The 21,669-nt window shown below is 35.7% G+C and carries 16 protein-coding genes and 1 pseudogene; 8 read left to right on the top strand and 9 right to left on the bottom strand.

Annotated elements, in window-relative coordinates:
* Positions 1-11 precede the first annotated feature (11 nt).
* Complete coding sequence (locus Q0947_RS02440; protein ID WP_299390912.1) at positions 12-800, top strand: polysaccharide biosynthesis/export family protein; 789 nt, start codon at positions 12-14, stop codon at positions 798-800.
* 6 nt (positions 801-806) lie between these two features.
* Positions 807-3,131, top strand: coding sequence for a polysaccharide biosynthesis tyrosine autokinase (locus Q0947_RS02435; RefSeq protein ID WP_299390909.1), 2,325 nt, complete (start codon positions 807-809; stop codon positions 3,129-3,131).
* Between the two features lie 36 nt (positions 3,132-3,167).
* Here Q0947_RS02435 and Q0947_RS02430 read toward each other — a convergent pair whose 3' ends face one another.
* A complete protein-coding gene (locus Q0947_RS02430; RefSeq protein WP_299392755.1) occupies positions 3,168-4,334 on the bottom strand; it encodes a proline dehydrogenase family protein in 1,167 nt (388 codons plus the stop codon).
* Positions 4,335-4,432: 98 nt separating this feature from the next.
* On the opposite strand from Q0947_RS02430, the gene aroB reads away from it, so the two are divergent.
* Complete coding sequence (gene aroB / locus Q0947_RS02425; RefSeq protein ID WP_299390906.1) at positions 4,433-5,500, top strand: 3-dehydroquinate synthase; 1,068 nt, start codon at positions 4,433-4,435, stop codon at positions 5,498-5,500.
* On the opposite strand, the gene Q0947_RS02420 is transcribed toward aroB, so the two are convergent.
* The 3 genes from Q0947_RS02420 to Q0947_RS02410 form a co-directional block, all read right to left on the bottom strand.
* Positions 5,495-6,010: a DinB family protein gene (locus Q0947_RS02420; protein WP_299390904.1), complete on the bottom strand. Its 516-nt coding sequence runs from the start codon at positions 6,008-6,010 to the stop codon at positions 5,495-5,497. The two genes, aroB and Q0947_RS02420, sit on opposite strands and share 6 nt — an antisense overlap.
* 83 nt (positions 6,011-6,093) lie before the next feature.
* Complete coding sequence (locus Q0947_RS02415; protein ID WP_133758037.1) at positions 6,094-6,573, bottom strand: winged helix-turn-helix transcriptional regulator; 480 nt, start codon at positions 6,571-6,573, stop codon at positions 6,094-6,096.
* A 65-nt stretch (positions 6,574-6,638) separates the two neighbouring features.
* Positions 6,639-7,805: a M14 family zinc carboxypeptidase gene (locus Q0947_RS02410; RefSeq protein WP_299390898.1), complete on the bottom strand. Its 1,167-nt coding sequence runs from the start codon at positions 7,803-7,805 to the stop codon at positions 6,639-6,641.
* 305 nt (positions 7,806-8,110) lie between these two features.
* Between Q0947_RS02410 and Q0947_RS02405 the strand changes: the two genes are divergently transcribed.
* A complete protein-coding gene (locus Q0947_RS02405; RefSeq protein ID WP_299390895.1) occupies positions 8,111-8,500 on the top strand; it encodes a helix-turn-helix transcriptional regulator in 390 nt (129 codons plus the stop codon).
* Positions 8,501-8,592: 92 nt separating this feature from the next.
* Complete coding sequence (locus tag Q0947_RS02400; RefSeq protein WP_299390893.1) at positions 8,593-8,979, top strand: hypothetical protein; 387 nt, start codon at positions 8,593-8,595, stop codon at positions 8,977-8,979.
* Between the two features lie 236 nt (positions 8,980-9,215).
* Here Q0947_RS02400 and Q0947_RS02395 read toward each other — a convergent pair whose 3' ends face one another.
* The 4 genes from Q0947_RS02395 to ychF form a co-directional block, all read right to left on the bottom strand.
* The gene (locus Q0947_RS02395) at positions 9,216-11,861 is read right to left on the bottom strand and encodes a DNA gyrase/topoisomerase IV subunit A (RefSeq protein WP_299390891.1); all 2,646 of its coding nucleotides are present in this window, start codon (positions 11,859-11,861) and stop codon (positions 9,216-9,218) included.
* Between the two features lie 11 nt (positions 11,862-11,872).
* Entirely contained in the window at positions 11,873-12,355 is a 483-nt protein-coding gene (locus Q0947_RS02390) for a hypothetical protein (protein WP_299390888.1), read from the bottom strand.
* Positions 12,345-14,210, bottom strand: a complete 1,866-nt coding sequence (locus Q0947_RS02385; RefSeq protein ID WP_299390886.1) for a DNA topoisomerase IV subunit B — start codon at positions 14,208-14,210, stop codon at positions 12,345-12,347. Before Q0947_RS02385 ends, Q0947_RS02390 begins: the two co-directional genes overlap by 11 nt.
* A 483-nt stretch (positions 14,211-14,693) precedes the next feature.
* Positions 14,694-15,788 carry a redox-regulated ATPase YchF gene (gene ychF / locus Q0947_RS02380; RefSeq protein WP_299390883.1) on the bottom strand — a complete coding sequence of 365 codons (1,095 nt, stop codon included), beginning with the start codon at positions 15,786-15,788 and terminating at the stop codon, positions 14,694-14,696.
* Between the two features lie 243 nt (positions 15,789-16,031).
* On the opposite strand from ychF, the pseudogene Q0947_RS02375 reads away from it, so the two are divergent.
* A pseudogene (locus tag Q0947_RS02375) lies at positions 16,032-18,759 on the top strand (TonB-dependent receptor).
* 71 nt (positions 18,760-18,830) lie between these two features.
* Here the strand turns inward: Q0947_RS02375 and Q0947_RS02370 are convergent.
* Positions 18,831-19,184, bottom strand: a complete 354-nt coding sequence (locus Q0947_RS02370; protein ID WP_299390880.1) for a 4Fe-4S dicluster domain-containing protein — start codon at positions 19,182-19,184, stop codon at positions 18,831-18,833.
* Positions 19,185-19,366: 182 nt separating this feature from the next.
* On the opposite strand from Q0947_RS02370, the gene Q0947_RS02365 reads away from it, so the two are divergent.
* Both Q0947_RS02365 and serC read left to right on the top strand, forming a co-directional pair.
* Positions 19,367-20,425: an acyl-CoA reductase gene (locus Q0947_RS02365; RefSeq protein ID WP_299390878.1), complete on the top strand. Its 1,059-nt coding sequence runs from the start codon at positions 19,367-19,369 to the stop codon at positions 20,423-20,425.
* Positions 20,426-20,501: 76 nt separating this feature from the next.
* Positions 20,502-21,566, top strand: coding sequence for a 3-phosphoserine/phosphohydroxythreonine transaminase (gene serC / locus Q0947_RS02360; RefSeq protein ID WP_299390875.1), 1,065 nt, complete (start codon positions 20,502-20,504; stop codon positions 21,564-21,566).
* The last annotated feature ends 103 nt before the right edge of the window (positions 21,567-21,669 follow it).

Here is a 21,669-nt window from a genome sequence, read left to right as displayed (position 1 = left end):
AAAATTATAAAATGATATTAAACATAAAATCTAACCGAAGCATTAAACTATTTTATCTTATTATGATTGTCTTAATTTCCTCTTGTGCACCGAGAGAAGAAATAATTTATTTTCAAGATAAAATTGCTACTCCTTCTGATGATATAATTTATGCTCCTGATCTGATCTATAAAACTGGAGACATGTTAACAATTGATATTTCAGGCCCCGACCCTGAGGCAATTAGACCTTTCAATTTACCTGCCGTATCTTACTCCGGGTCAGCAATTAGCGCTCAAGGTGCACTAAAAATGCAAACTTATTTAATTAAAAATGATGGCACGATTGAGTTTCCTGTACTTGGCACCCTAAAGCTTGAAGGATTAAATAGTATTCAAGCTACAGAAATGATTAAGTTAAAACTCTCTGAATATTTAAAAAATCCGATTGTCAACATTAGATTAGCAAATTTTACGATTTCGGTTATTGGAGAGGTTAATAAACCTGGAACCTTTACAATTGATGATGAGCGCGTATCGCTAACGGAAGCCATAGCACTTGCCGGCGATTTGACTATATACGGAAGAAGAGACAATGTTTTTTTAATTAGGGATATTAATGGCAAAAAACAATATAAAAAATTAGACTTAACATCAATAAGAATTCTCAACTCCCCTCTTTATTATCTAACTCAGAATGATGTTATCTATGTTGAGCCTAATAACGCTAAAGTAAGACAGTCCTCTTTTAACCCTAATAATGGCGTACTTATTTCTGCTATTGCAACATTAGCAACTATTGTCGCAATATTAATTAAATAACGTAAAATGAATAATCCTACACCAAACAAAGACCTAATAAGAGAACAGTTTGACAAATATCTTAATAATAAAAACTGGTTTTTAATTAGTATTGTAATCTGTTTTTCATTAGTTTTTCTTTACTTAAGATATGCCACTAATCAATATACAGTAAAGGCTAATATCAAAATAGCTAATGACGATAAAAACAAGAATCCGTTAAGTGAATTAAATGCCGTTAACACCTATGGTTTTTTTGGGAAAAGTTTTAGTAAAGTTGATGATGAAATTCAAGTTATTAAATCTAAAACTTTAATGACTGAAGTTGTAAATAAACTACAACTCAATGTGCAGTATTTCATAAAGGGCAAAGTAAAATCTCTTGAAATATATAAAAACCCACCCCTTTCTATTAGTTTCTTGAGTAATGATTCTATTGTTCGACACACCAATACCTCAATGGTTTTGAATGTTAAATCAAAAAGTGAATTCACTTTTGAAAACGATAGTAAAACATACAATTTCGGTCATAAAATTAAGACTTCCTTTGGTGAAATAATTATTACCCCAAATTTTGAACAAAAGGAAATGGCTGTTGGCAAAGATATTATCATCAAACTTTCGGATATAAATCAAGTAACCAACTATTACAAACAAAAAGTGGAAGTTGTACCTGCTGACAAGGAATCTAGCGTCGTATCTATTTCTCTAAAAGATCCAGTTGTTGCAAAGGCAGAGGATATCATAAATACATTAATTGATGAGTATAACGGTTATGTTAATGACAATAAACAACAAGTCGTTGAACTCACTTCTGAGTTTATCAATAATAGATTATTAGTCATTTCCAAAGAATTATCAGAAGTAGATTTAACCGCAGAAACTATAAAGAAAGATAACAAATTAACTGATTTATCATCACAAGCCAATATTTTTCTGCAAAGTGAAAAAGAAATTGAGAATCAACAAGTCAATACAGCAACACAACTGCAGCTTATCGATTATATGAAGGGTTATCTTGAGAAAAATAATTCGAATAGTGATATGATACCTGCAAACATGTCTTTTGAAGATAATTCTATAAACGATTTGACTCGAAGACACAATGAATTAGTTGCGCAACGTAATAGGATATTAAAATCCTCAACTGAAAACAACCCAGTTATCATTAATTTAGATCAAGAAATCAATAGTTTGAAGACAGCCCTAAGTGCTGGTCTATCCAACTCAAAATCTACAAATGAAATTAGATTGAATGCTTTAAATCGACAAGATTCCAAAATATCTTCTCAATTGTACGCCGCTCCAAAAAAGGAGCGACAATTTAGAGATTTACAACGTCAACAGAGCATCAAAGAATCTCTATATCTGTATCTTCTCGAAAAACGTGAGGAGGCAGCGATTGCGAACGGTATATCCAATCCTAACGCTATTATTATTGACAAAGCATACGCTTCATCTGTACCGGTTTGGCCAATTAAAGAAATCTTGTTTTTAGGAGCTTTAGTACTTGGCTTCTTAATACCATTAATTACAATTTATATATCAAGCATACTTGATACTAAATTACACAACAAACAAGATGTAATGGATATATTATCAATTCCTTACTTGGGAGATATACCAATGTCTAAGGGCAAAAGTAATGTCATAAAAAAGGTGGATTACACACCTAAGGCGGAAGCTTTTAGAATAATTCGATCCAACATTGATTTCATGCTAAAAGGTCAAAACACCAATGGCAAGACTATTTTTGTAACTTCTACTACAAGCCAAGAAGGTAAATCCCACACGTCAATTAATTTAGCACACTCCCTCTCTTTTTCACAAAAACGTGTGCTTCTAATTGAAACAGACATTAGGGTTCCAAAAGTAGAAAAATACTTAAAAATGGACACTAGAATTGGATTAACTGACTATATTTCTGATCCATCTTTAAGACTGGAAGATGTTATAATTCAAGTAGAAAATAACCCTTATCTTAATATCATCCTTTCTGGCACCATCCCCCCTAACCCTGCAGAATTATTAATGAACGAAAGAATTCGAACAGTTTTTGAACAAGTTAGAGATGAGTATGATTATATAATTGTCGACACTGCTGCTGTAGGACTTGTTACAGACACTTTATTGATATCAAAATATGCTGATATGGTAATTTATGTTATTAGCGCTAACAATATTGACAAACGTCAACTCCATATAGCGCAAACAATGTATAATGAAAAAAGGTTACCAAATATGACTGTCTTATTAAATGGTACTATTTCGAAGAGTGGATATGGCTATGGGTATGGTAATGACCCTAATATTAATAGAAAGAAAAAATGGTATGAATTTCGACCATTTTAAAATAAAAACTCCGATGCATTTGCATCGGAGTTTTTTTTATAACTTTCTTCTCTGTTTTTCTGTTTTAAGCAACATGAGCTCCCTACTAGTCTGCCCTGCAACGGACGTGTTCTCTTCTGCTCTTCTAATCAAATAAGGCATCACATCTTTTACGGGTCCAAAAGGCACATATTTGGCAACATTATAGCCATGAGCTGCCAAATTAAAACTGATATGATCACTCATTCCATATAATTGACCAAACCAAACACGGTTATCACTTTTATCAATTTTTAAATCTTCCATCATCTGCATAGCCAAATAACTGCTACGCTCATTATGGGTTCCAATAAACAATGAAATTGTATCTAAATTTTTTAAAATGTATTCTAAAGTCTCATCAAAATTTAAATCAGTAGCTTCCTTTGTAGCACAAATCGGCGAATCATAGCCATTTTCCTGGGCTCTATCACGCTCTTTCTCCATATAAGCACCACGTACAATTTTCACGCCTATTTTGAAGCCGTCTTTTTTTGCACGTTCATGTAGTTTTTTTAGATAGTCCAATCGGTCCCATCTGTATAACTGCAAAGTGTTGTAAACAATAGGAACACCTATATTGTATTTACGCATCATTGCTTCACACAAATCATCTGCCGCATCTTGCATCCAGCTTTCTTCGCCGTCAATTAAAATCTCAACATCCTTTTCTTTCGCTAATTTACATACGGTATCAAACCTAGCCACCACTCTATCCCATTCTTCCTGCTCCTTTGCAGTAAATGGTTTTCCTTCACCTTTTTTCTGATACAAATAAAAACGACCAAATCCTGTTGGTTTAAAAACAGCAATTGGCATCGATTTCTTCTCATCAGCAAAATTGATGATCTTGAGCGTTTTTTCCATAGCCGCATCAAAATGTGACTCTGTTTCCTTTCCTTCAACAGAAAAATCTAAAACTGAACTCACGTTTTTCTCATACATGCTATCAATAACAGGTAAACAATCCTCTTCATTGACGCCCCCGCAAAAATGGTCAAAAACGGTTGAACGGATCAGACCTTCTACAGGCAAATGTGCTTTTAAAGCAAAATTGGTAGCAGCTGTGCCAATCTTCACCAAAGGTTCATAAGATATCATCTTAAAAAGAAAGTAAGCACGCTCTAGTTCTGAGTCGCTTTTAAGACTAAAAGCAACTTCTGTATTTTCAAAAATTTTAGGTATAGCCATTGTGGAAAAATAATGGCAAATATATTTATTCATTCGCTATAATTTAATTAAAAACTGCTTAATTTCATCCTTTATTAAAAGCCTTATTTATAATGACCTCAATTACCAATGACACCTATACCGTTCACTTTAATGCTAATGCATACGAAAAACTCAACAACTACCTGAAAGACAATCGGTTTTCTAAAATATTTATCATTGTAGACACCAATACACATACACATTGCCTACCTCATTTCATGTCTAAATTGGAAACTAATTTAGAGTGCGAAATAATCGAAATTGAAGCTGGAGAAATCAACAAAAATATTGACACTTGCGTAGGGGTATGGAATGCATTGTCCGATTTAGGTGCTGACAGGAAAGCTCTTGTCATTAATGTTGGCGGCGGCGTTGTTACTGATCTTGGCGGATTTATAGCCTGCACCTTTAAGCGCGGCTTGAAGTATATTAATATCCCTACCTCACTTTTAGCAATGGTTGATGCTTCTGTAGGTGGAAAAACCGGTGTCGACCTTGGAGCTCTAAAAAATCAGGTAGGCGTGATTTCTTCTGGGGATATGGTTTTGGTGGACACAGGCTTCCTGGACACGCTACCGAAAAATCATTTAAAAAGCGGATTGGCAGAAATGCTCAAACACGGACTTATTTACGACGAAGCTTATTGGAACAAGTTTTTAGATTTAGATAGCTTAACCTTAAATGATTTAGATGATTTAATTCATCAATCAGTTCAAATAAAAAACACCATAGTTACTGAAGATCCTTTTGAAAACGGATTGCGTAAAACGCTTAATTTCGGACATACTCTAGGGCACGCTATCGAATCTTATTTTTTAAGTCAAACTGATAAACCGGAATTACTGCACGGCGAAGCGATTGCTATTGGAATGATTATGGAATCATACATTTCATCTGAGCTATTAGAATTTCCTAAAACTGACTTAGAAATCATAAAAAAAGCATTCCTTGACATTTTTGACAAAGTACAGATCGATAATTCAGACCACGAGGCCATTATAGATCTTTTGAAATATGACAAGAAGAATGAGCATGGCAATATCAACTTTGTACTGTTAGAGCAAATTGGGAAGCCAAAAATTGACTGCTTGGTAGAAAATAAATTAATTATTAAAGCTTTTGACTATTACAAATTATAAATAGCGCGATTTAATGATGTCCAGATGATGATTTTCATGTCCGACAATAATAAACGCAATAGCCCTAACAGAAAGCTGACTATTACTAGCATAGCCTGTTTGTAATAGCGCTTCATCATTGAAACTTTCAAATAGAGATATCGTAGCCGATCGAACGTTTTTATATTCCAATAAGAGACTTTCCACACTTCTCTCATTAGCTTGACTATTTGCGACGTAATCATCTTGATCAAAGCCCGAGAATTTGGTTTGATCCTTTCTTGCAATACATAATGCACGGTATGCAAACACCCGTTCTGTATCAATTAAATGTAGAAGCACTTCTTTTATGGTCCATTTTCCTTCGGCATATCTAAAAGCGAACTTTTCCTCTTTTATACCTTCCAAAAATGAAGAAACAATATTGCGGCTTCCCTTTAAAATTTCCAATGCGCCACCTTCCCCAACTTTATCTAGGTAAGGCTGATAATACACATTATACTCGTCAGAACTTAAATTTCGTACACTCATAGGGAAACATTTAAATATTGATCATAAAAATACCCTTTATCGATTGCTCAACAAAGGGTATAGATTTATAAATGCAAAAAATATTATAGTTCGTTAAAAATAGAATGCATAAGACGCTTTTTGTCGTTTATACTTTCTTCCAACGAAATCATGGTCTCCGTTCTGTAAATTCCTTCAATATCGTCTAACATAAAGATAATATCCTTAGCGTGGGACGTATTTCTAGCCCTCACCTTGCAAAAGATATTAAATTTACCTGTAGTAATATGCGCCACAGTTACAAATGGAATTTCATTGATACGCTCCAAAACAAACTTGGTTTGGGAGGTATTATTAAGAAAGACACCAACATATGCAATAAAGGAATACCCCAGTTTTTTATAATCCAAAGTCAATGAAGAGCCTTGAATAATCCCTGCCTCTTCCATTTTTTTAACTCTCACGTGAACTGTTCCTGCAGAAATCACTAATTTTTTAGCAATATCGGTAAACGGAATTCGCGTATTATCAATTAACATGTCTAAAATTTGATGATCAATTTCATCCAATTTGAACTTTCCCATTTTTAGTGTATTATTAAATTTTTTACAAAAATAATAGAAATTTACTGAAGATAATACATTAAAACCTACTTTATTTCTACATTAAAGGAGTGTTTTTCGTTATTTATCATTACGAAATCGATTTCGATACCCGCTTTCAACTGTTTCATTTCATCCAAAATCACAAGCGTACCTTTAGCATCAATTTCTTTATGTCCATAAAAATGAGATAAGTCTGAAATTTTTTCAATTTTAGGAATAAATTCCACCTCATTTTGTTTTAATTTCTCCTCGTATTGAACTGCAAAGTCTAAAATTTCATAGCCGTTCTCTGTTTTTAACTTTGCATTTCTTACAATTATGTCAAAAAATAACTTTTCGTTTCCTGGGATTTGGAAATAATCAGATTCATGAATTCCTTGAACGTCTTCAAAACCGATTTTCAAAAGCGCTGTCCATATGGATTTAAAAATGAGACCTCTCACCTTCTCCCTTGCATAATCATTTGCAAAATGCCCAGCCTCAAACAAAACAGTGGGCACATTTAACGTCTGAAAGGTATCACCAACACAATTTATATTAAAGGCGTCATCATACGTACCAATTTGGCCCGGAATGTACTCCTGAAGCATTTTATTCATTGCAACAATAACATCCATAGCCTTTCTTCGTGTGTCGGTCACAGCACAAGCTGCATCTTGTGCAGGAGAAAGAAAAGACACCGTTGCTGACTTATTTGTAGTGCCCGCGCTAAAAATAGTCCGTTGCCCATGAAGGTTAAAACAGAAATCAGGTATAAAACTATCAAAACAAGATCTCAGCACCCTGCTTTCTGGCTGCGTTAAATCCTGAGCATCCCGATTTAAGTCTACTTGATTCGCATTTAGGCGTGTATAAGCCCTTGAGCCATCAGGATTCAACATTGGAATAATACCAATCGTAATATTTTTTAAAAGATTACGGACAGCTTCATGCTGCTGTTCAGACAACACGTTCAATAAATCGAATATGGCTTTCGTGGTTGTGCTTTCATTTCCGTGCATTTGAGACCACATCAAAATCTTTGTTCTGCCAGTGCCGATTTTTATAAAATAAATGTCTTCACCTAAAACTGACTTTCCAAGAATTGCAGTTTCAAAAGTCCTACTATGTTTTTTGAGCAGAGGTTGAATATGGTCTAAATTAATATAGCGCCCAAAAAGAGAGGACTCATAATAGTGTTTATAAGGATGTGATAAGCGTGCTATTTCCATATTCAATTTATTGTGATGACAAATGTAAACAAATGATATTTTACATTTGTAAACAAGAAATCCCTAACACTTTGTTTACATTTATATACAGTTTGATATCTCACACCTTAATACATCATACGTTTTAGTGTGCTGAATTTAAGGTGCTTGCTGAATTACATTTAAATTACTTTAAATTAGTTAATTATGTCTAACGACTTAAAACTAAACTTTAATAAAATTAAACAATATTTAGTAATTAATATGGCTATATTGATTGTATTCGTTACATTTGTAACGCCTATATTTTCAAATGCTAGTTTACAATGATCAACAGTGATGATTTTTCAAAACGACTTCAAAAAGTCATCGATTACTACTCTGAAAGCGCCTCATCTTTCTCTGAAAAAATAGGTGTTCAGCGTTCTAGTATTTCACATATTTTATCTGGTAGAAATAAACCTAGTCTGGATTTTGTGTTGAAAGTTTTGTCCTCCTATCCGGAAGTTGAACTCTATTGGCTCCTAAATGGTAAAGGTGAATTCCCTTCACAATCCAATCCAATTTCTCCTTCACAAGTTCATACACCAGAAAATATCCCGGAAAAAAAGGTTGAAAAAACACCCCTACCAACAATTGACACTTCAGACAAAAGCATCGAGAAAATTGTGATTTTTTATAAAGACGGAACTTTTAAGGATTTTGTCAAGATGTAAGTATTGACAGCTTTAATCACCGTGCCTTCTATCAGGATTTAAGTTCCAGAATAGTTTACTTTTGACTAATTTTGCATTTAAACCTTTTACACATGAAATTGCTTTTACCCCTTATTTTTTTAGTTCTATTAACCAGTTGTTATAATAAAGAACGAAACTGTCAAGATTTTAAAACTGGAACATTTGAATTTAAGTACACTACTGATGGCGTTGAAAAAATCGGACGTTTTGTGAGAACTGAAGATTTAAATATCGACTATTATGAAAACAAGATTGATACCGCCTCCATACGTTGGATTAATGACTGTGAGTTTATCATGAAACATATCAATCCGAAAAACATGAGTGAAGAAAAAGCAATCCATATGAAAATTCTAACTACTTCAGAGGATTCCTATACATTTGAATACAGCTTGGCAGTACAACCAGGGAGTCAAAAGAAACGTGTTGAACAAGGTACTGCAACCAAAGTAAAATAGATCGTAAAAGCTTATAGCCAGAACTATTTTTGAGATTTCTATAGGGAAAGTGATATATGCTTCTTTATAAGGATTCAAGATCTGCTTTCTACGCTTCGGTCAAGAAAATTCGACAGTAACTACAGATAAAAATAAAACCAAAAAAAGCACTTACATCAAATGATATAAGTGCTTTTTTAAGTTTTATTGAAGCTATGATAACGTTTTAATCCTCATAGTTATAATCAGCTAAATGATCAAAACAGCTTTACCTGTCCATTTTCATCCAATTGATCGTCATCATTCTGCTCTGCATCCTTATTAGTTTTTCCATCTGAAACTTCATCCTCATCAACAACTTCAATATCTTGCGCAGGCACTTCCTCCGGAGCCTCATACGGCAACGGCTCTAACAAGTTTATTTGGTTCACCTTCTCCTTGGTTAACTGATTCCCTAAAGCGGTAATTCCTTTTACACTGATAAATTCTTCTAAATTGACTTCTAAATTATCTTTTCTGTCTTTACCGCGTTCCTTCGTGAATTCTACTTCCACCATTGGCTTCCAATCTGTAGAAACAATTTCGAGGTGCGATTTAGGATGATCAGAGATAAATGATTCTTCTTTGCCTTCTTGTTCAATAAAGAAGCGCTTCACATAATACCGTTCTTTTTCACCGTCAAAATAAATGGCTGAAATAGGTTTTTTGGGAACCCATTTTTCCAAAACGATCATATCATTATCAAAATGCGTGGTCAATTCTGGTAATATTGTTTTTACAGTACCAGATTGGTTAATAATCAGCAAGCGGTCTTCGCCTCTAAATTCGCCAATCAGCTCACCTCTACCATCAACATTTAAACGCTGAACGGTATCATCAAACCATATTTTGCGAGGTTTTAAGGTTGAAATACCTTTCTCTTTAAGTTCAATTTTCTTGATAGCATATTTTGTGACACGATTTCCTTTTGAGTTTCGTCCTTTAATAAGGATGTCCGCAAAATCAAGATCCCATTTCAGTTTTTTGACACTTCCTACTTGTCGTAAAAAGATAGTGATAACTTCTGCCTCGCCATTAGGATTTGAAGAGAAGTACCAAACCATAGAACCTTTACTACCATTGGTCAAATCATATTCCTTGTCGCGCGTAATTCCAGTTACAGCAAAACGTTTTACGTATGAAGGACCTTTGGCGCCATCTCGGTAAATCATATTGTAAATGGTGCGCTTGTCTTTTTTAATGAATACTTCAACATGGATAATATCCTTGCCTATAAACGTTTTGGCATCTACTTTAGTGACCACCATTTTGCCGTCTCTAGTAAAGACGATAATATCATCAATATCACTACAATCGCAGACGTATTCATCTCTTTTTAGTGATGTCCCTACAAAACCTTCTTCACGATTTACATAAAGTTTGGTGTTTCTGATAATCACTTTTGTAGCATCTACATCATCAAACAAACGAATTTCGGTTAAACGCTCACGCCCTTTCCCGTACTCATTTTTAAGTCTTGTAAAATATGCAATCGCATAATCTACCAGATTTGCCAAGTCATGTTTCACTTGAGCAATTTGATCTTCGAGCGAATCAATTTTTTGCTGCGCCTTATCAATGTCAAATTTAGAAATACGCTTGATCCGGATTTCAGTTAAACGCTCAATATCTTCAGTAGTAATCGTGCGTTTTAAATGTTTGATGTGAGGCAGTAACCCTTTATCAATGGCTGTAATAACGCCATCCCAAGTTTCTTCTTCCTCAATATCACGATAAATTCTATTCTCAATAAAAATACGTTCCAAAGATGCAAAATGCCACTGCTCTTCAAGCTCATCAAGTTTAATCTCAAGATTCTGCTTTAACAGTTGCACCGTATTGTCAGTAGAACGACGCAACATTTCAGTAACACCAACAAATAATGGTTTATTATCTTCAATAACGCAACCCAAAGGTGAAATGGAAACTTCACAATTGGTAAAAGCATACAATGCATCAATCGTTTTATCAGGTGAAATTCCTGTAGGTAAATGCACTAATATCTCTACTGAAGATGAGGTGTTATCCTCTATTTTCTTAATTCTGATCTTCCCTTTTTCATTCGCTTTAAGGATTGAATCGATTAATGACGAAGTATTGGTACTAAATGGTATTTCAGTAATCACCAAAGTACTTTTGTCCAACTGAGAAATTTTAGCCCTAACGCGCACCTTTCCGCCGCGCATTCCGTCTTTATAATCGGTAACATCTATAATCCCAGCCGTTGGGAAATCAGGATAAATAGTAAATTTCTTTCCACTCAGATGTTTGATTGACGCATCAATCAATTCAATAAAATTATGAGGTAATATTTTTGTAGAAAGCCCTACCGCAATCCCTTCTCCTCCTTGCGCTAACAATAAAGGAAACATGACCGGAAGATTGACAGGTTCTTTTCGTCTCCCATCATATGAGGCCTGCCAAGATGTGATTTTCGGATTAAAAACAACATCCAACGCAAATTTTGACAACCGCGCTTCAATATAACGAGACGCTGCGGCACTATCTCCCGTAAGAATATTTCCCCAGTTTCCTTGGGTGTCAATCAAAATATCCTTTTGACCAATTTGCACCATGGCATCTGCAATACTCGCATCCCCATGAGGATGGTACTGCATGGTATGCCCCACAATATTCGCCACTTTATTATAACGTCCGTCATCCAAATCTTTCATGGATTGCATAATACGGCGTTGCACAGGTTTAAATCCGTCCTCTATAGCCGGAACAGCACGTTCAAGAATAACATAGGAAGCATAGTCTAGAAACCAATCCTTAAACATTCCGGTAACCCTTGTAATGGTTTCATTACTAGAATGCTCCTGAATATTCTCATCATCATTTTGTAGGTGATCTTCTTCCAATTTCGCGGGTATTAGTTAGTAGGTTTTGTATTGTTTTTAACGATCTTGCTTAAGGATTGTCCAATAAAGCGTCTTTTCTTTTTAGTAACCAAAGTCACATTAAAAGTTTCCTTTTTGATTTTATCTCTCGAATTTTTAATATAAAAAGTCAGGCTCTTATAAAAAATATAATTTTTGAATTTAAAAGCCATTAATCTGTCTTTATCAAATTCTAATTTGTGCTCCCTGTAATTCAAATATTCCGTCAGTAAAAGTCCTTTGTTTATGACGACTACTTTTACACCATCACTATCATATTCAAAATATTTTGAAATGGCGTGAACTGAAAAAAATAGGACTAAAAATCCAACCAAAAGAATTACAAAAGTGAGAAATGGATTGGAAGTTAGATGACTGAAGGCACTAAAAATCGTAGCTAGCACTATGGCAAGCACAATCAGAATAAAGTAGACTGATACAATGATATTTTTTACTCTCCCATTATTAGTTCTCATGAACTTCCTCTACGATATCTAATTCTACTTTAAGATTATCAATTATAAATTCTTGTCGGTCTGGTGTGTTTTTGCCCATGTAAAATTCTAGAAGTGCTTCAATGGACATGTCTTTATCTAACATAATAGGATCCAATCGAATACTTTCTCCAATGAAATTAACAAACTCATCTGGCGAAATCTCACCCAAACCTTTAAATCGGGTGATTTCTGGTTTAGGTTTTAATTTTTCGATGGCATCACGACGTTCCTGCTCAGAATAACAATAGATAGTTTCCTTTTTATTCCTCACCCTAAACAACGGTGTTTGCAAGATATACAAATGGCCTTCTTTAATTAATTCTGGGAAGAATTGTAAAAAGAACGTAATCAACAACAACCTGATATGCATCCCGTCCACATCGGCATCGGTAGCGATTACAATATTGTTGTAACGTAGGTCTTCTATAGTTTCTTCAATATTTAGAGCAGCTTGCAACAAGTTGAACTCTTCATTTTCATAAACAATTTTCTTGCTCATGCCATAAGAATTCAAAGGCTTACCACGTAAACTGAACACTGCTTGTGTGTTTACATCTCGTGATTTTGTGATACTTCCTGATGCAGAATCACCCTCAGTAATAAACAAGGTAGATTCTAAGTAACGAGGATTTTTTGTGTCTCCAAAATGCACACGACAATCACGTAGTTTTTTATTATGTAAACTGGCTTTCTTCGCTCTGTCTTTAGCCAGTTTTCTAATGCCTGATAATTCCTTTCGCTCACGTTCTGCTTGAAGGATTTTGCGTTGGATTTTATCAGCCGTTTCAGGATTTTTATGTAGATAATTATCTAAATGTGTCTTTACAAAGTCGTTAACAAATGTTCTTACAGTTGGCAAATCGCCTCCCATATCTGTAGAACCCAACTTGGTCTTCGTTTGACTTTCAAATACAGGTTCCATTACCTTAATGGCAACTGCAGTTACAACAGATTTACGAACATCAGAAGCATCAAAATTTTTGCCGTAAAACTCACGAATGGTTTTTACAAGCGCTTCACGGAATGCCGCTAAATGTGTCCCACCTTGGGTTGTGTTTTGACCATTCACGAAAGAATGGTATTCTTCGCTATATTGTGTTTTACTGTGAGTTAACGCTATTTCAATATCGTCAGCTTTAAGATGAATGATTGGATAAACCATATCAGATTCGTTGATGTTTTCTTCCAACAAATCTTTCAATCCATGCTCACTATAATATTTTTCGCCGTTGAAAACAATGGTCAAACCTGTGTTGAGATACACATAGTTCTTGAGCATTTTTTCAACATATTCGTTGCGAAACTTATATTTTTTGAAGATAGTTTCATCCGGAACAAAAGACACCTTAGTCCCTTTTCTTCTGGATGTGTCATCCAACAATTCTTGATTGATGAGATTTCCTTGCGAAAATTCTGCGGAAGCGGACTTATTGTCACGCGTAGATTCTACACGGAAAAAATGAGACAATGCATTTACCGCCTTTGTACCAACACCATTAAGACCTACCGATTTCTTAAAGGCTCGAGAATCGTACTTTCCACCAGTATTCATCTTAGAAACCACGTCCACAACCTTCCCTAATGGAATACCACGACCGTAATCTCGGACAATGACTTTGTTGCCTTGGATGGAAACTTCAATAGTTTTTCCAGCCCCCATAACATATTCGTCAATGGAGTTGTCCAAAACTTCTTTTAGAAGAATGTAAATACCATCATCTGGTGAAGAACCATCACCAAGCTTACCAATATACATCCCAGGACGCATACGGATATGCTCTTTCCAATCGAGCGAACGTATATTATCTTCGGTATAGTCGGTTTCTTGAGACATAAAAGCGTGAAAAATTTAGATAGGTTGCTAATATAACATTTCGCTATAAAACTTAAAACCGCAATGGTCTAAAGTAATTAACAAAGTGTTAAAAATAGTGTGTAAATGCTAAAAAAAGCAAAAGCAACAGTACTATTAGCTTTTCCCTTTAAATGTAAAATACAAAATGGGTATGATAAGAATTGCAAGCGCAATAATTAAAGAGGTAATAAATACGAATTTAAAAACGTAAAAAAGCACCACGAAGAAGATGATTGCTGCAGCGATCCATAGTATAATTTTCATAAAACTTAAATTTTTTATCTGTTTTAAAGATAAGCATTTAATTATCGTTAAATGAAATATTGTTAATCCAGATGCTCTACAAGCTCATTTCATAGCCTAAACTGCACTAATCGAGATTTTAGAAAAAGTGGGGCATTGCTGCTGAAGAAACTGTTTTCAAAGATTTCATCAACAGCAACGTCCTGTTTTTTTATGTTACTATACGTTAAATAGGAAATGCATCACATCGCCATCCTTAACAACATAGTTTTTCCCTTCCACGCGCATTTTTCCTGCTTCTTTTACTTTAGCTTCACTTCCTAATTCTGAAAAATCCTCATAAGCAATAACTTCTGCTCTAATAAATCCTTTTTCAAAATCAGTATGGATAACGCCTGCTGCTTGAGGAGCTGTTGCGCCAACATCAATTGTCCAAGCACGCACTTCTTTAACACCCGCTGTAAAATAGGTTTGTTGCTTTAAAAGCTTATATGCTGATCTGATTAATTTTGAAGATCCTGGCTCTTCCAATCCAATATCTTGAAGAAACATTTGACGCTCTTCATAACTGTCCAATTCGTTGATATCCGCTTCTGTACCGACTGCCAACACTAAAATTTCAGCGTTTTCATCTTTAACAGCCTCTCTTACTTTCTCAACATATGCGTTCCCAGTAGCGGCAGAACCTTCATCTACATTACAAACATACATCACCGGTTTATCTGTGATGAACTGCGCAGGATTCACAAATTCTTCATAATCTTCCTTGTCAAACTCTAAAGCTCTTACAGAAATCCCCGCTTCTAGTGCTGATTTTATCTTCAACAATACCGCTTCTTCTTTCTGTGCTTCTTTATTCCCGGTTTTTGCAGCACGTTTTACTTTTTCAAGTTTTTTATCTACAGTCTCCAAATCTTTCAATTGAAGCTCCATATCAATAGTTTCCTTGTCTCTGATAGGATTCACACTTCCGTCAACGTGCACAATATTGTCATTATCAAAACAACGCAATACGTGAAGAATAGCGTCAGTCTCACGGATATTTGCCAAGAATTGATTTCCCAATCCTTCACCTTTACTCGCTCCTTTTACCAAGCCTGCAATATCAACAATCTCTACCGTAGCAGGTTGCACACGTACCGGTTTTACCAACGCCTCCAAACGCTCTAATCGCGGGTCTGGAACGTTTACAATACCAATATTTGGTTCAATGGTACAAAACGGAAAGTTTGCACTTTGCGCTTTTGCGTTAGATAAACAATTGAATAAGGTTGATTTTCCTACGTTTGGTAATCCTACAATTCCGGCTTTCATGTTATAGTGGTATTAAGTATCAAGAATCAGGTATAAAGTGTGTTCTTGAATTTCAGGGTGCAAATTTAGTCAATTATCTGAATAAATCGCACGAAAAAAATTGAAGACCATCAGATGACAATAATCTTGAATTTTTACCATCAATTTAAATTTAATTAAATTTTTTAAGCATTTTATTACAGATTTTCATCGCTTTAACATATTTTCTTATATTTATGTTAACTAATACATAACAACTTAACTATGAAATACATCTTTACTTTAATGCTAACCGTGTTTAGCATGTCTTTATGTTTAGCCCAGAACGTCTCAGGAACCGTAAAGGATTCTGATGGCAATCCAATGGCTGGCGTAAAATGTTATTGAAAAAGGAACCACAAATGGTGTGCAAACTGATTTTGAAGGGCGCTACAGCATTTCCGTGAGCGGCACGGCCACATTGGTCTTTAGCTATGTGGGCTCAAACACCCAAGAAATTCCTGTAAACAACCGCACCACCATCGATGTCACACTCGGAGATGGCGTCAGCTTAGAAGAAGTTGTTTTAGTAGGCTCCAGAAGTCCTAAACGCACCTCCTTGGATACCGCGGTAGCCATTGACGTTATTGATGTTTCTGAAGTTACGACGCAGCTTGGAAAGGTAGAAATCAATGAATTGCTGCAATATGCCGCGCCTTCATTTAATGCCAATAAGCAATCTGGTAGTGATGGTGCTGACCATATCGATCCAGCATCGTTGCGTGGTTTGGGTCCTGACCAGACACTTGTTTTAATCAACGGAAAAAGACGTCACCAATCGTCATTAATCAATTTATTTGGAACCCGTGGTCGTGGGAATACTGGAACAGACTTGAACGCCATTCCTGCTTCGTCCATTAAGCGTATTGAAATTTTACGTGATGGTGCTTCCGCTCAATATGGTTCAGATGCGATTGCTGGTGTTATTAATATTGTGTTGAAAAATGATACCGATGTGGCCACAGGTAGTGTTAACTATGGTTTTTACAGCACTAATGCTGACGTTGACACAAGTGCTTTTCAAGAAGATAATTATGGGCTTTGGAATACTGACGGTTTCTTTTTAGACACCGAAAGAGATGGTAATGCCATTGGAAAAAACAAAAACTTTGATGGAGGCTCTCTTAAAGTAACGGCCAATTATGGCGTTAAAGTTGGCAACAAGGGCGGTTATGCTAATTTCACAACGGAATATTTAAGCAAAAATCACACGTTACGCCCTACGTTTGATTTTAGAAAAGGTTTTGGAGAAGCCGCTATTGATGGCTTTAATTTCTTTGGAAATATAGCAGTCCCAGTATCTGACAAAACAGAAGTTTATGCGTTTGGCGGACGAAATTATAGAGACACCAATGCCTACGCATTCACCAGGAATGACGGTGAGCGTGTAGTGGAATCCATTTACCCTAATGGTTACACACCACGAATCACATCTATTATTATTGACAATTCTGTTGTTGCCGGTGTGCGCACTGAAACTGCGAGCGGTTGGAAAGTGGATATAAGTAACACCTACGGTATTAACAAATTCAACTACTATATAAAGGGAACGCTCAATGCTTCCTTGGTAGATGTTTCTCCAACTGATTTTGATGCGGGCGGACATAGTTTGAGTCAAAATACAATCAATTTTGATGTTTCTAAATATTATGATGATGTGTTAAGCGGCATGAACTTGGCGTTTGGTGCGGAATACAGAACTGAAAACTTCCTAATTTTTGCCGGTGAAGAAGGCTCATGGGCCACTTATGATATAAATGGCGTCCCTTTTAATGCCAACACACCTGATTCTTCAACCGTAAATTATATGGATGCCAATGGCGATCTTATTTTAGATGATGATGGAAACGCTATTCCACGTCCAAGAGGCTCTCAAGGGTTCCCTGGTTATGCGCCAGCCAATGAGGTTGATAGAAGCAGAAGCAACATCAGTTTGTATGCAGATGGCGAATTTGATATTACCGATGCCTTTTTAGTTAGTTTGGCTGCTCGTTTTGAAAACTACAGCGATTTTGGAAGCACGATCAATGGAAAGTTAGCTGCCCGCTTAAAAGCCACAGATAACATCAACATTCGTGGTTCCGTTAGCACGGGGTTCAGAGCACCATCCTTAGCGCAGATTTATTACAACTTAAGATTCACCAATTTTATTGGCGGTGTTGCCAGTGATCAATTGCTATCACCAAACAACAGTCCGGTGACTGCTGCCTTCGGAATAGGTCCGTTACATGAAGAAAAAGCTTTTAATGCAGCTTTAGGTTTCACTGCAAATTTCGGGCAGTTTTCCGCTACTATTGATGGGTACCATATTAATGTAAAAGACAGAATCGTTTTAACAGGTACGTTTGAAGCGCCAGATATTGAAGGCGTAGACACCGCACAATTCTTCACAAATGGTGTGGACACCAAAACTACCGGATTGGATGTCATCTTATCTTGGAAAGCTAATCTTGGCGAAGACAGCTCATTTGGAGCAACCTTTTTAGGTAACTTTAACGATATGAAAATTGACAAAGTGCTCAATGGCAGTTTAGACGAACAAACCTTCTTTGGCGAACGCGATAAAGCCTTTTTATTGGCCTCTGCACCGGATAATAAGTTGAGTCTATCCCTTAATTACAATAAAAAATGGTTTGATGCAGGCTTGAGCTTTACCCGCTTTAGTGAAGTGCACTTGCTGGATTTTCAAACATTTGAAGACGCGGCAGATTATGGTGGGTTCGCACAGCAAATTATAGCTGCAACTGATACTTATGGCGCAAAGATGGTGACCGACCTTAATTTAGGTTTTAAAATTTCTGACAACCTTAAATTGAATGTTGGAAGCAATAATTTATTCAATGTGTACCCTGACCAACAAGATGATTGGACGGAAGGCGGTGGCTATTGGGATGCTGTACAGATGGGCTTTGGTGGTTCATACTATTATGCTAAAATAAACTACAGGTTCTAATTTCAATTAGTTATTAAAACTAAAAAACCGAGCAATTTGCTCGGTTTTTTTTATTTCTGATATTTTTATTTTTATCCTTCAGGATGCATAAAACGTTGTTTAGCCAACAACTGTTCCTCTGTTTCCATATGGTCGTCATCCGGAACACAACAATCTACAGGACATACTGCCGCACATTGTGGTTCTTCATGAAACCCTTTACACTCCGTACATTTATCCGGAACTATATAGTAAATTTCATCACTAATCGGCTCTTGAGACTCCTCAGCATCCACTTCCTTTCCATCAGGAAGCACAACAGTGCCATTTAAACTCGTACCGTCCTTATATCTCCAATCGTCAGCACCTTCATAAATAGCAGTATTTGGACACTCTGGTTCACAAGCACCGCAGTTAATACATTCATCTGTTATTATAATTGCCATAACTTCTTTTCATTAAAATTTTTACTTTAGAAAAACTGATGAGATTTTATAGGTTTTTAACCGATTCTGTAGATTTTTAAACCCTTTTAGAAAAAGTGGGACTTAAACAAATCTCCTTCATTTCATTTTTCTAACTTTGCGAAGCAAAAATAACGCCAAAACAATTCATAACCAAATACAGAATGGATTTACAGCAAAGAATTAATGCTTTTGTAAAATTAGGAGAATTTATAGGACAATTCTCAAGACAAGGCTTTCAGAAGAACGACAACACCAATGCTAATGACTTATTCTTTGATGGTTTCAAACATCAAATTACATTGGCTCATGAGCACAATGCATGGTTTACAAAAGAAAACATCGCCTTTGCTTTAGAAGGTTGGTCTAACTCACTAAAAGACAATACACTTAACCAATGGTTGAGCACTTATAACTTTAACGATATATCTGCTAAAAAAGTAGCCATTATTATGGCTGGAAACATTCCTTTGGTAGGTTTTCATGACTTCTTATCTGTGCTTATTTCGGGGTATGATGTTATTGTAAAGCAATCCTCTAACGACAAACAACTTCTACCCTATTTAGCAAAATATTTAGAACATGTAGAGCCAGGCTTTAAAGGTAAAATCACTTTTACAGAAGAAAAACTAACCGCTTTTGACGCTGTTATTGCAACTGGCAGCGATAATACCGCGCGGTATTTTGAACATTATTTTAAAGGGAAACCGTCCATTATTAGAAAGAACAGGAACTCTGTAGCCGTTTTGACTGGTGAAGAAAGCGATGAAGAACTCAAGGCACTGTCAGAAGATATTTTTAGGTATTATGGATTAGGTTGCAGAAACGTGTCAAAACTCTTTGTACCTAAAGATTACAGCTTTGATGGATTCTTCAAAGGGCTGTATGATTGGCATCCTATCATCAATCAACATAAATATGCCAATAATTACGATTACAATAAGGCGGTGTATCTAATGAGCGAATTTGATCTCTTAGAAAATGGATTTTTAATGATTAAGGAAGATGCGAGCTACGGATCTCCAATTGCCACTATTTTCTATGAATATTATAACGATTTAGACGACCTAAAATCGATCTTAAATAATAACGAAAAAAACATTCAATGTGTAGTGTCTAAAGGCGTCATAGAAAATTCTGTAGCATTTGGACAGTCGCAACATCCAAAGCTATGGGACTATGCTGACAATGTAGACACAATTGCATTTTTGACAAAAATATAGTGGATAAATTATTATATTATTAACCACTTTTCTTTATGAATTTAGCACCTTTGTAACTTTCCAAAACCAAAAACCTATGAAAATACACAATTTTAGCGCTGGCCCATCAATATTACCTCAAGAAGTCTTACAAAAAGCCTCAGAGGCTGTTGTGGAATTCGATAATATAGGATTATCCTTATTGGAAATTTCGCATCGAAGCAAACATTTTGTGGACGTGATGGAGAATGCCAGAGCATTGGTATTAGAGCTTTTGGGTCTTGAAGGAAAAGGCTATAAAGCTTTATTCCTTCAAGGTGGTGCAAGCATGCAATTTATCATGGTTGCTCAAAATTTACTCGAAAAGCGTGCCGGTTATCTTAACACTGGAACTTGGAGTGATAACGCGATTAAAGAAGCTCGTATTTACGATGACATTCATGAAGTAGCCTCGTCAAAAGATGCAGGATTTAATTACATTCCTAAAGGGTACACAATCCCTGAAGATTATGATTATTTTCACTGCACTTCCAACAATACCATTTTCGGAACTCAAATAAAACAATTCCCGAATTCGCCAATCCCTATGGTTTGTGACATGAGTAGCGATATTTTTTCGCGTGAATTGGATTTTTCTAAGTTTGATCTTATTTATGCTGGTGCTCAAAAAAACATGGGCCCTGCCGGAACAACACTTGTGGTGGTAAAAGAAGAAATTTTAGGTAAAGTATCCCGTAAAATTCCTTCCATCTTAGACTACCAAGTTCATATTGCAAAAAGCAGCATGTTCAACACTCCTCCTGTTTTTGCTGTATATACTTCAATGTTGACGTTGGAATGGATTAAAAAAATGGGCGGCATTAAAGCAATGGAAAAATTGAATGAAATGAAGGCTCGCGTAATTTATTCAGAAATCGATCTTAATCCGCTATTTAAAGGATATGCTGCAAAAGAGGACCGCTCCATGATGAACGCAACCTTTACACTTGCTAACGACGATTTAAAAGACACTTTTGACACCATGCTTAAAGAGGCTGGAATCAGTGGATTAAATGGTCACAGAAGTGTTGGTGGCTATAGAGCTTCCATGTATAACGCCTTGTCTTTGGATAGTGTTAAGGCACTTGTTGAAGTGATGAGCGAATTGGAAACAAAAGCATAAATCGAAATCTATTGATTACCAAAACATCAGTAGAACTAGTCAAAACAAAATATAAAAATGTTCCCTCCCGATTTTAATCCAGGGGATAAAAAATAAAAATTTT

Source organism: uncultured Gelidibacter sp., from assembly GCF_947500795.1.
In the GTDB taxonomy this organism is placed as follows: domain Bacteria; phylum Bacteroidota; class Bacteroidia; order Flavobacteriales; family Flavobacteriaceae; genus Gelidibacter.
The sequence above is the reverse complement of the archived record's forward strand: the minus strand, read 5'-3'. Positions and strand labels throughout refer to the sequence as shown.

What these genes read in the sequence shown, in the direction of transcription:
- Q0947_RS02365 (WP_299390878.1), top strand. Translation starts at nt 19,367, where the DNA reads ATGGATTTACAGCAAAGAATTAATGCTTTTGTAAAATTAGGAGAATTT.
- Q0947_RS02405 (WP_299390895.1), top strand. Translation starts at nt 8,111, where the DNA reads ATGATCAACAGTGATGATTTTTCAAAACGACTTCAAAAAGTCATCGAT.
- Q0947_RS02440 (WP_299390912.1), top strand. Translation starts at nt 12, where the DNA reads ATGATATTAAACATAAAATCTAACCGAAGCATTAAACTATTTTATCTT.
- Q0947_RS02385 (WP_299390886.1), bottom strand. Translation starts at nt 14,210, where the DNA reads ATGTCTCAAGAAACCGACTATACCGAAGATAATATACGTTCGCTCGAT.
- Q0947_RS02420 (WP_299390904.1), bottom strand. Translation starts at nt 6,010, where the DNA reads ATGAGTGTACGAAATTTAAGTTCTGACGAGTATAATGTGTATTATCAG.
- ychF (WP_299390883.1), bottom strand. Translation starts at nt 15,788, where the DNA reads ATGAAAGCCGGAATTGTAGGATTACCAAACGTAGGAAAATCAACCTTA.
- Q0947_RS02415 (WP_133758037.1), bottom strand. Translation starts at nt 6,573, where the DNA reads ATGGGAAAGTTCAAATTGGATGAAATTGATCATCAAATTTTAGACATG.
- Q0947_RS02435 (WP_299390909.1), top strand. Translation starts at nt 807, where the DNA reads ATGAATAATCCTACACCAAACAAAGACCTAATAAGAGAACAGTTTGAC.
- aroB (WP_299390906.1), top strand. Translation starts at nt 4,433, where the DNA reads ATGACCTCAATTACCAATGACACCTATACCGTTCACTTTAATGCTAAT.
- Q0947_RS02400 (WP_299390893.1), top strand. Translation starts at nt 8,593, where the DNA reads ATGAAATTGCTTTTACCCCTTATTTTTTTAGTTCTATTAACCAGTTGT.
- Q0947_RS02410 (WP_299390898.1), bottom strand. Translation starts at nt 7,805, where the DNA reads ATGGAAATAGCACGCTTATCACATCCTTATAAACACTATTATGAGTCC.
- Q0947_RS02370 (WP_299390880.1), bottom strand. Translation starts at nt 19,184, where the DNA reads ATGGCAATTATAATAACAGATGAATGTATTAACTGCGGTGCTTGTGAA.
- serC (WP_299390875.1), top strand. Translation starts at nt 20,502, where the DNA reads ATGAAAATACACAATTTTAGCGCTGGCCCATCAATATTACCTCAAGAA.
- Q0947_RS02390 (WP_299390888.1), bottom strand. Translation starts at nt 12,355, where the DNA reads ATGAGAACTAATAATGGGAGAGTAAAAAATATCATTGTATCAGTCTAC.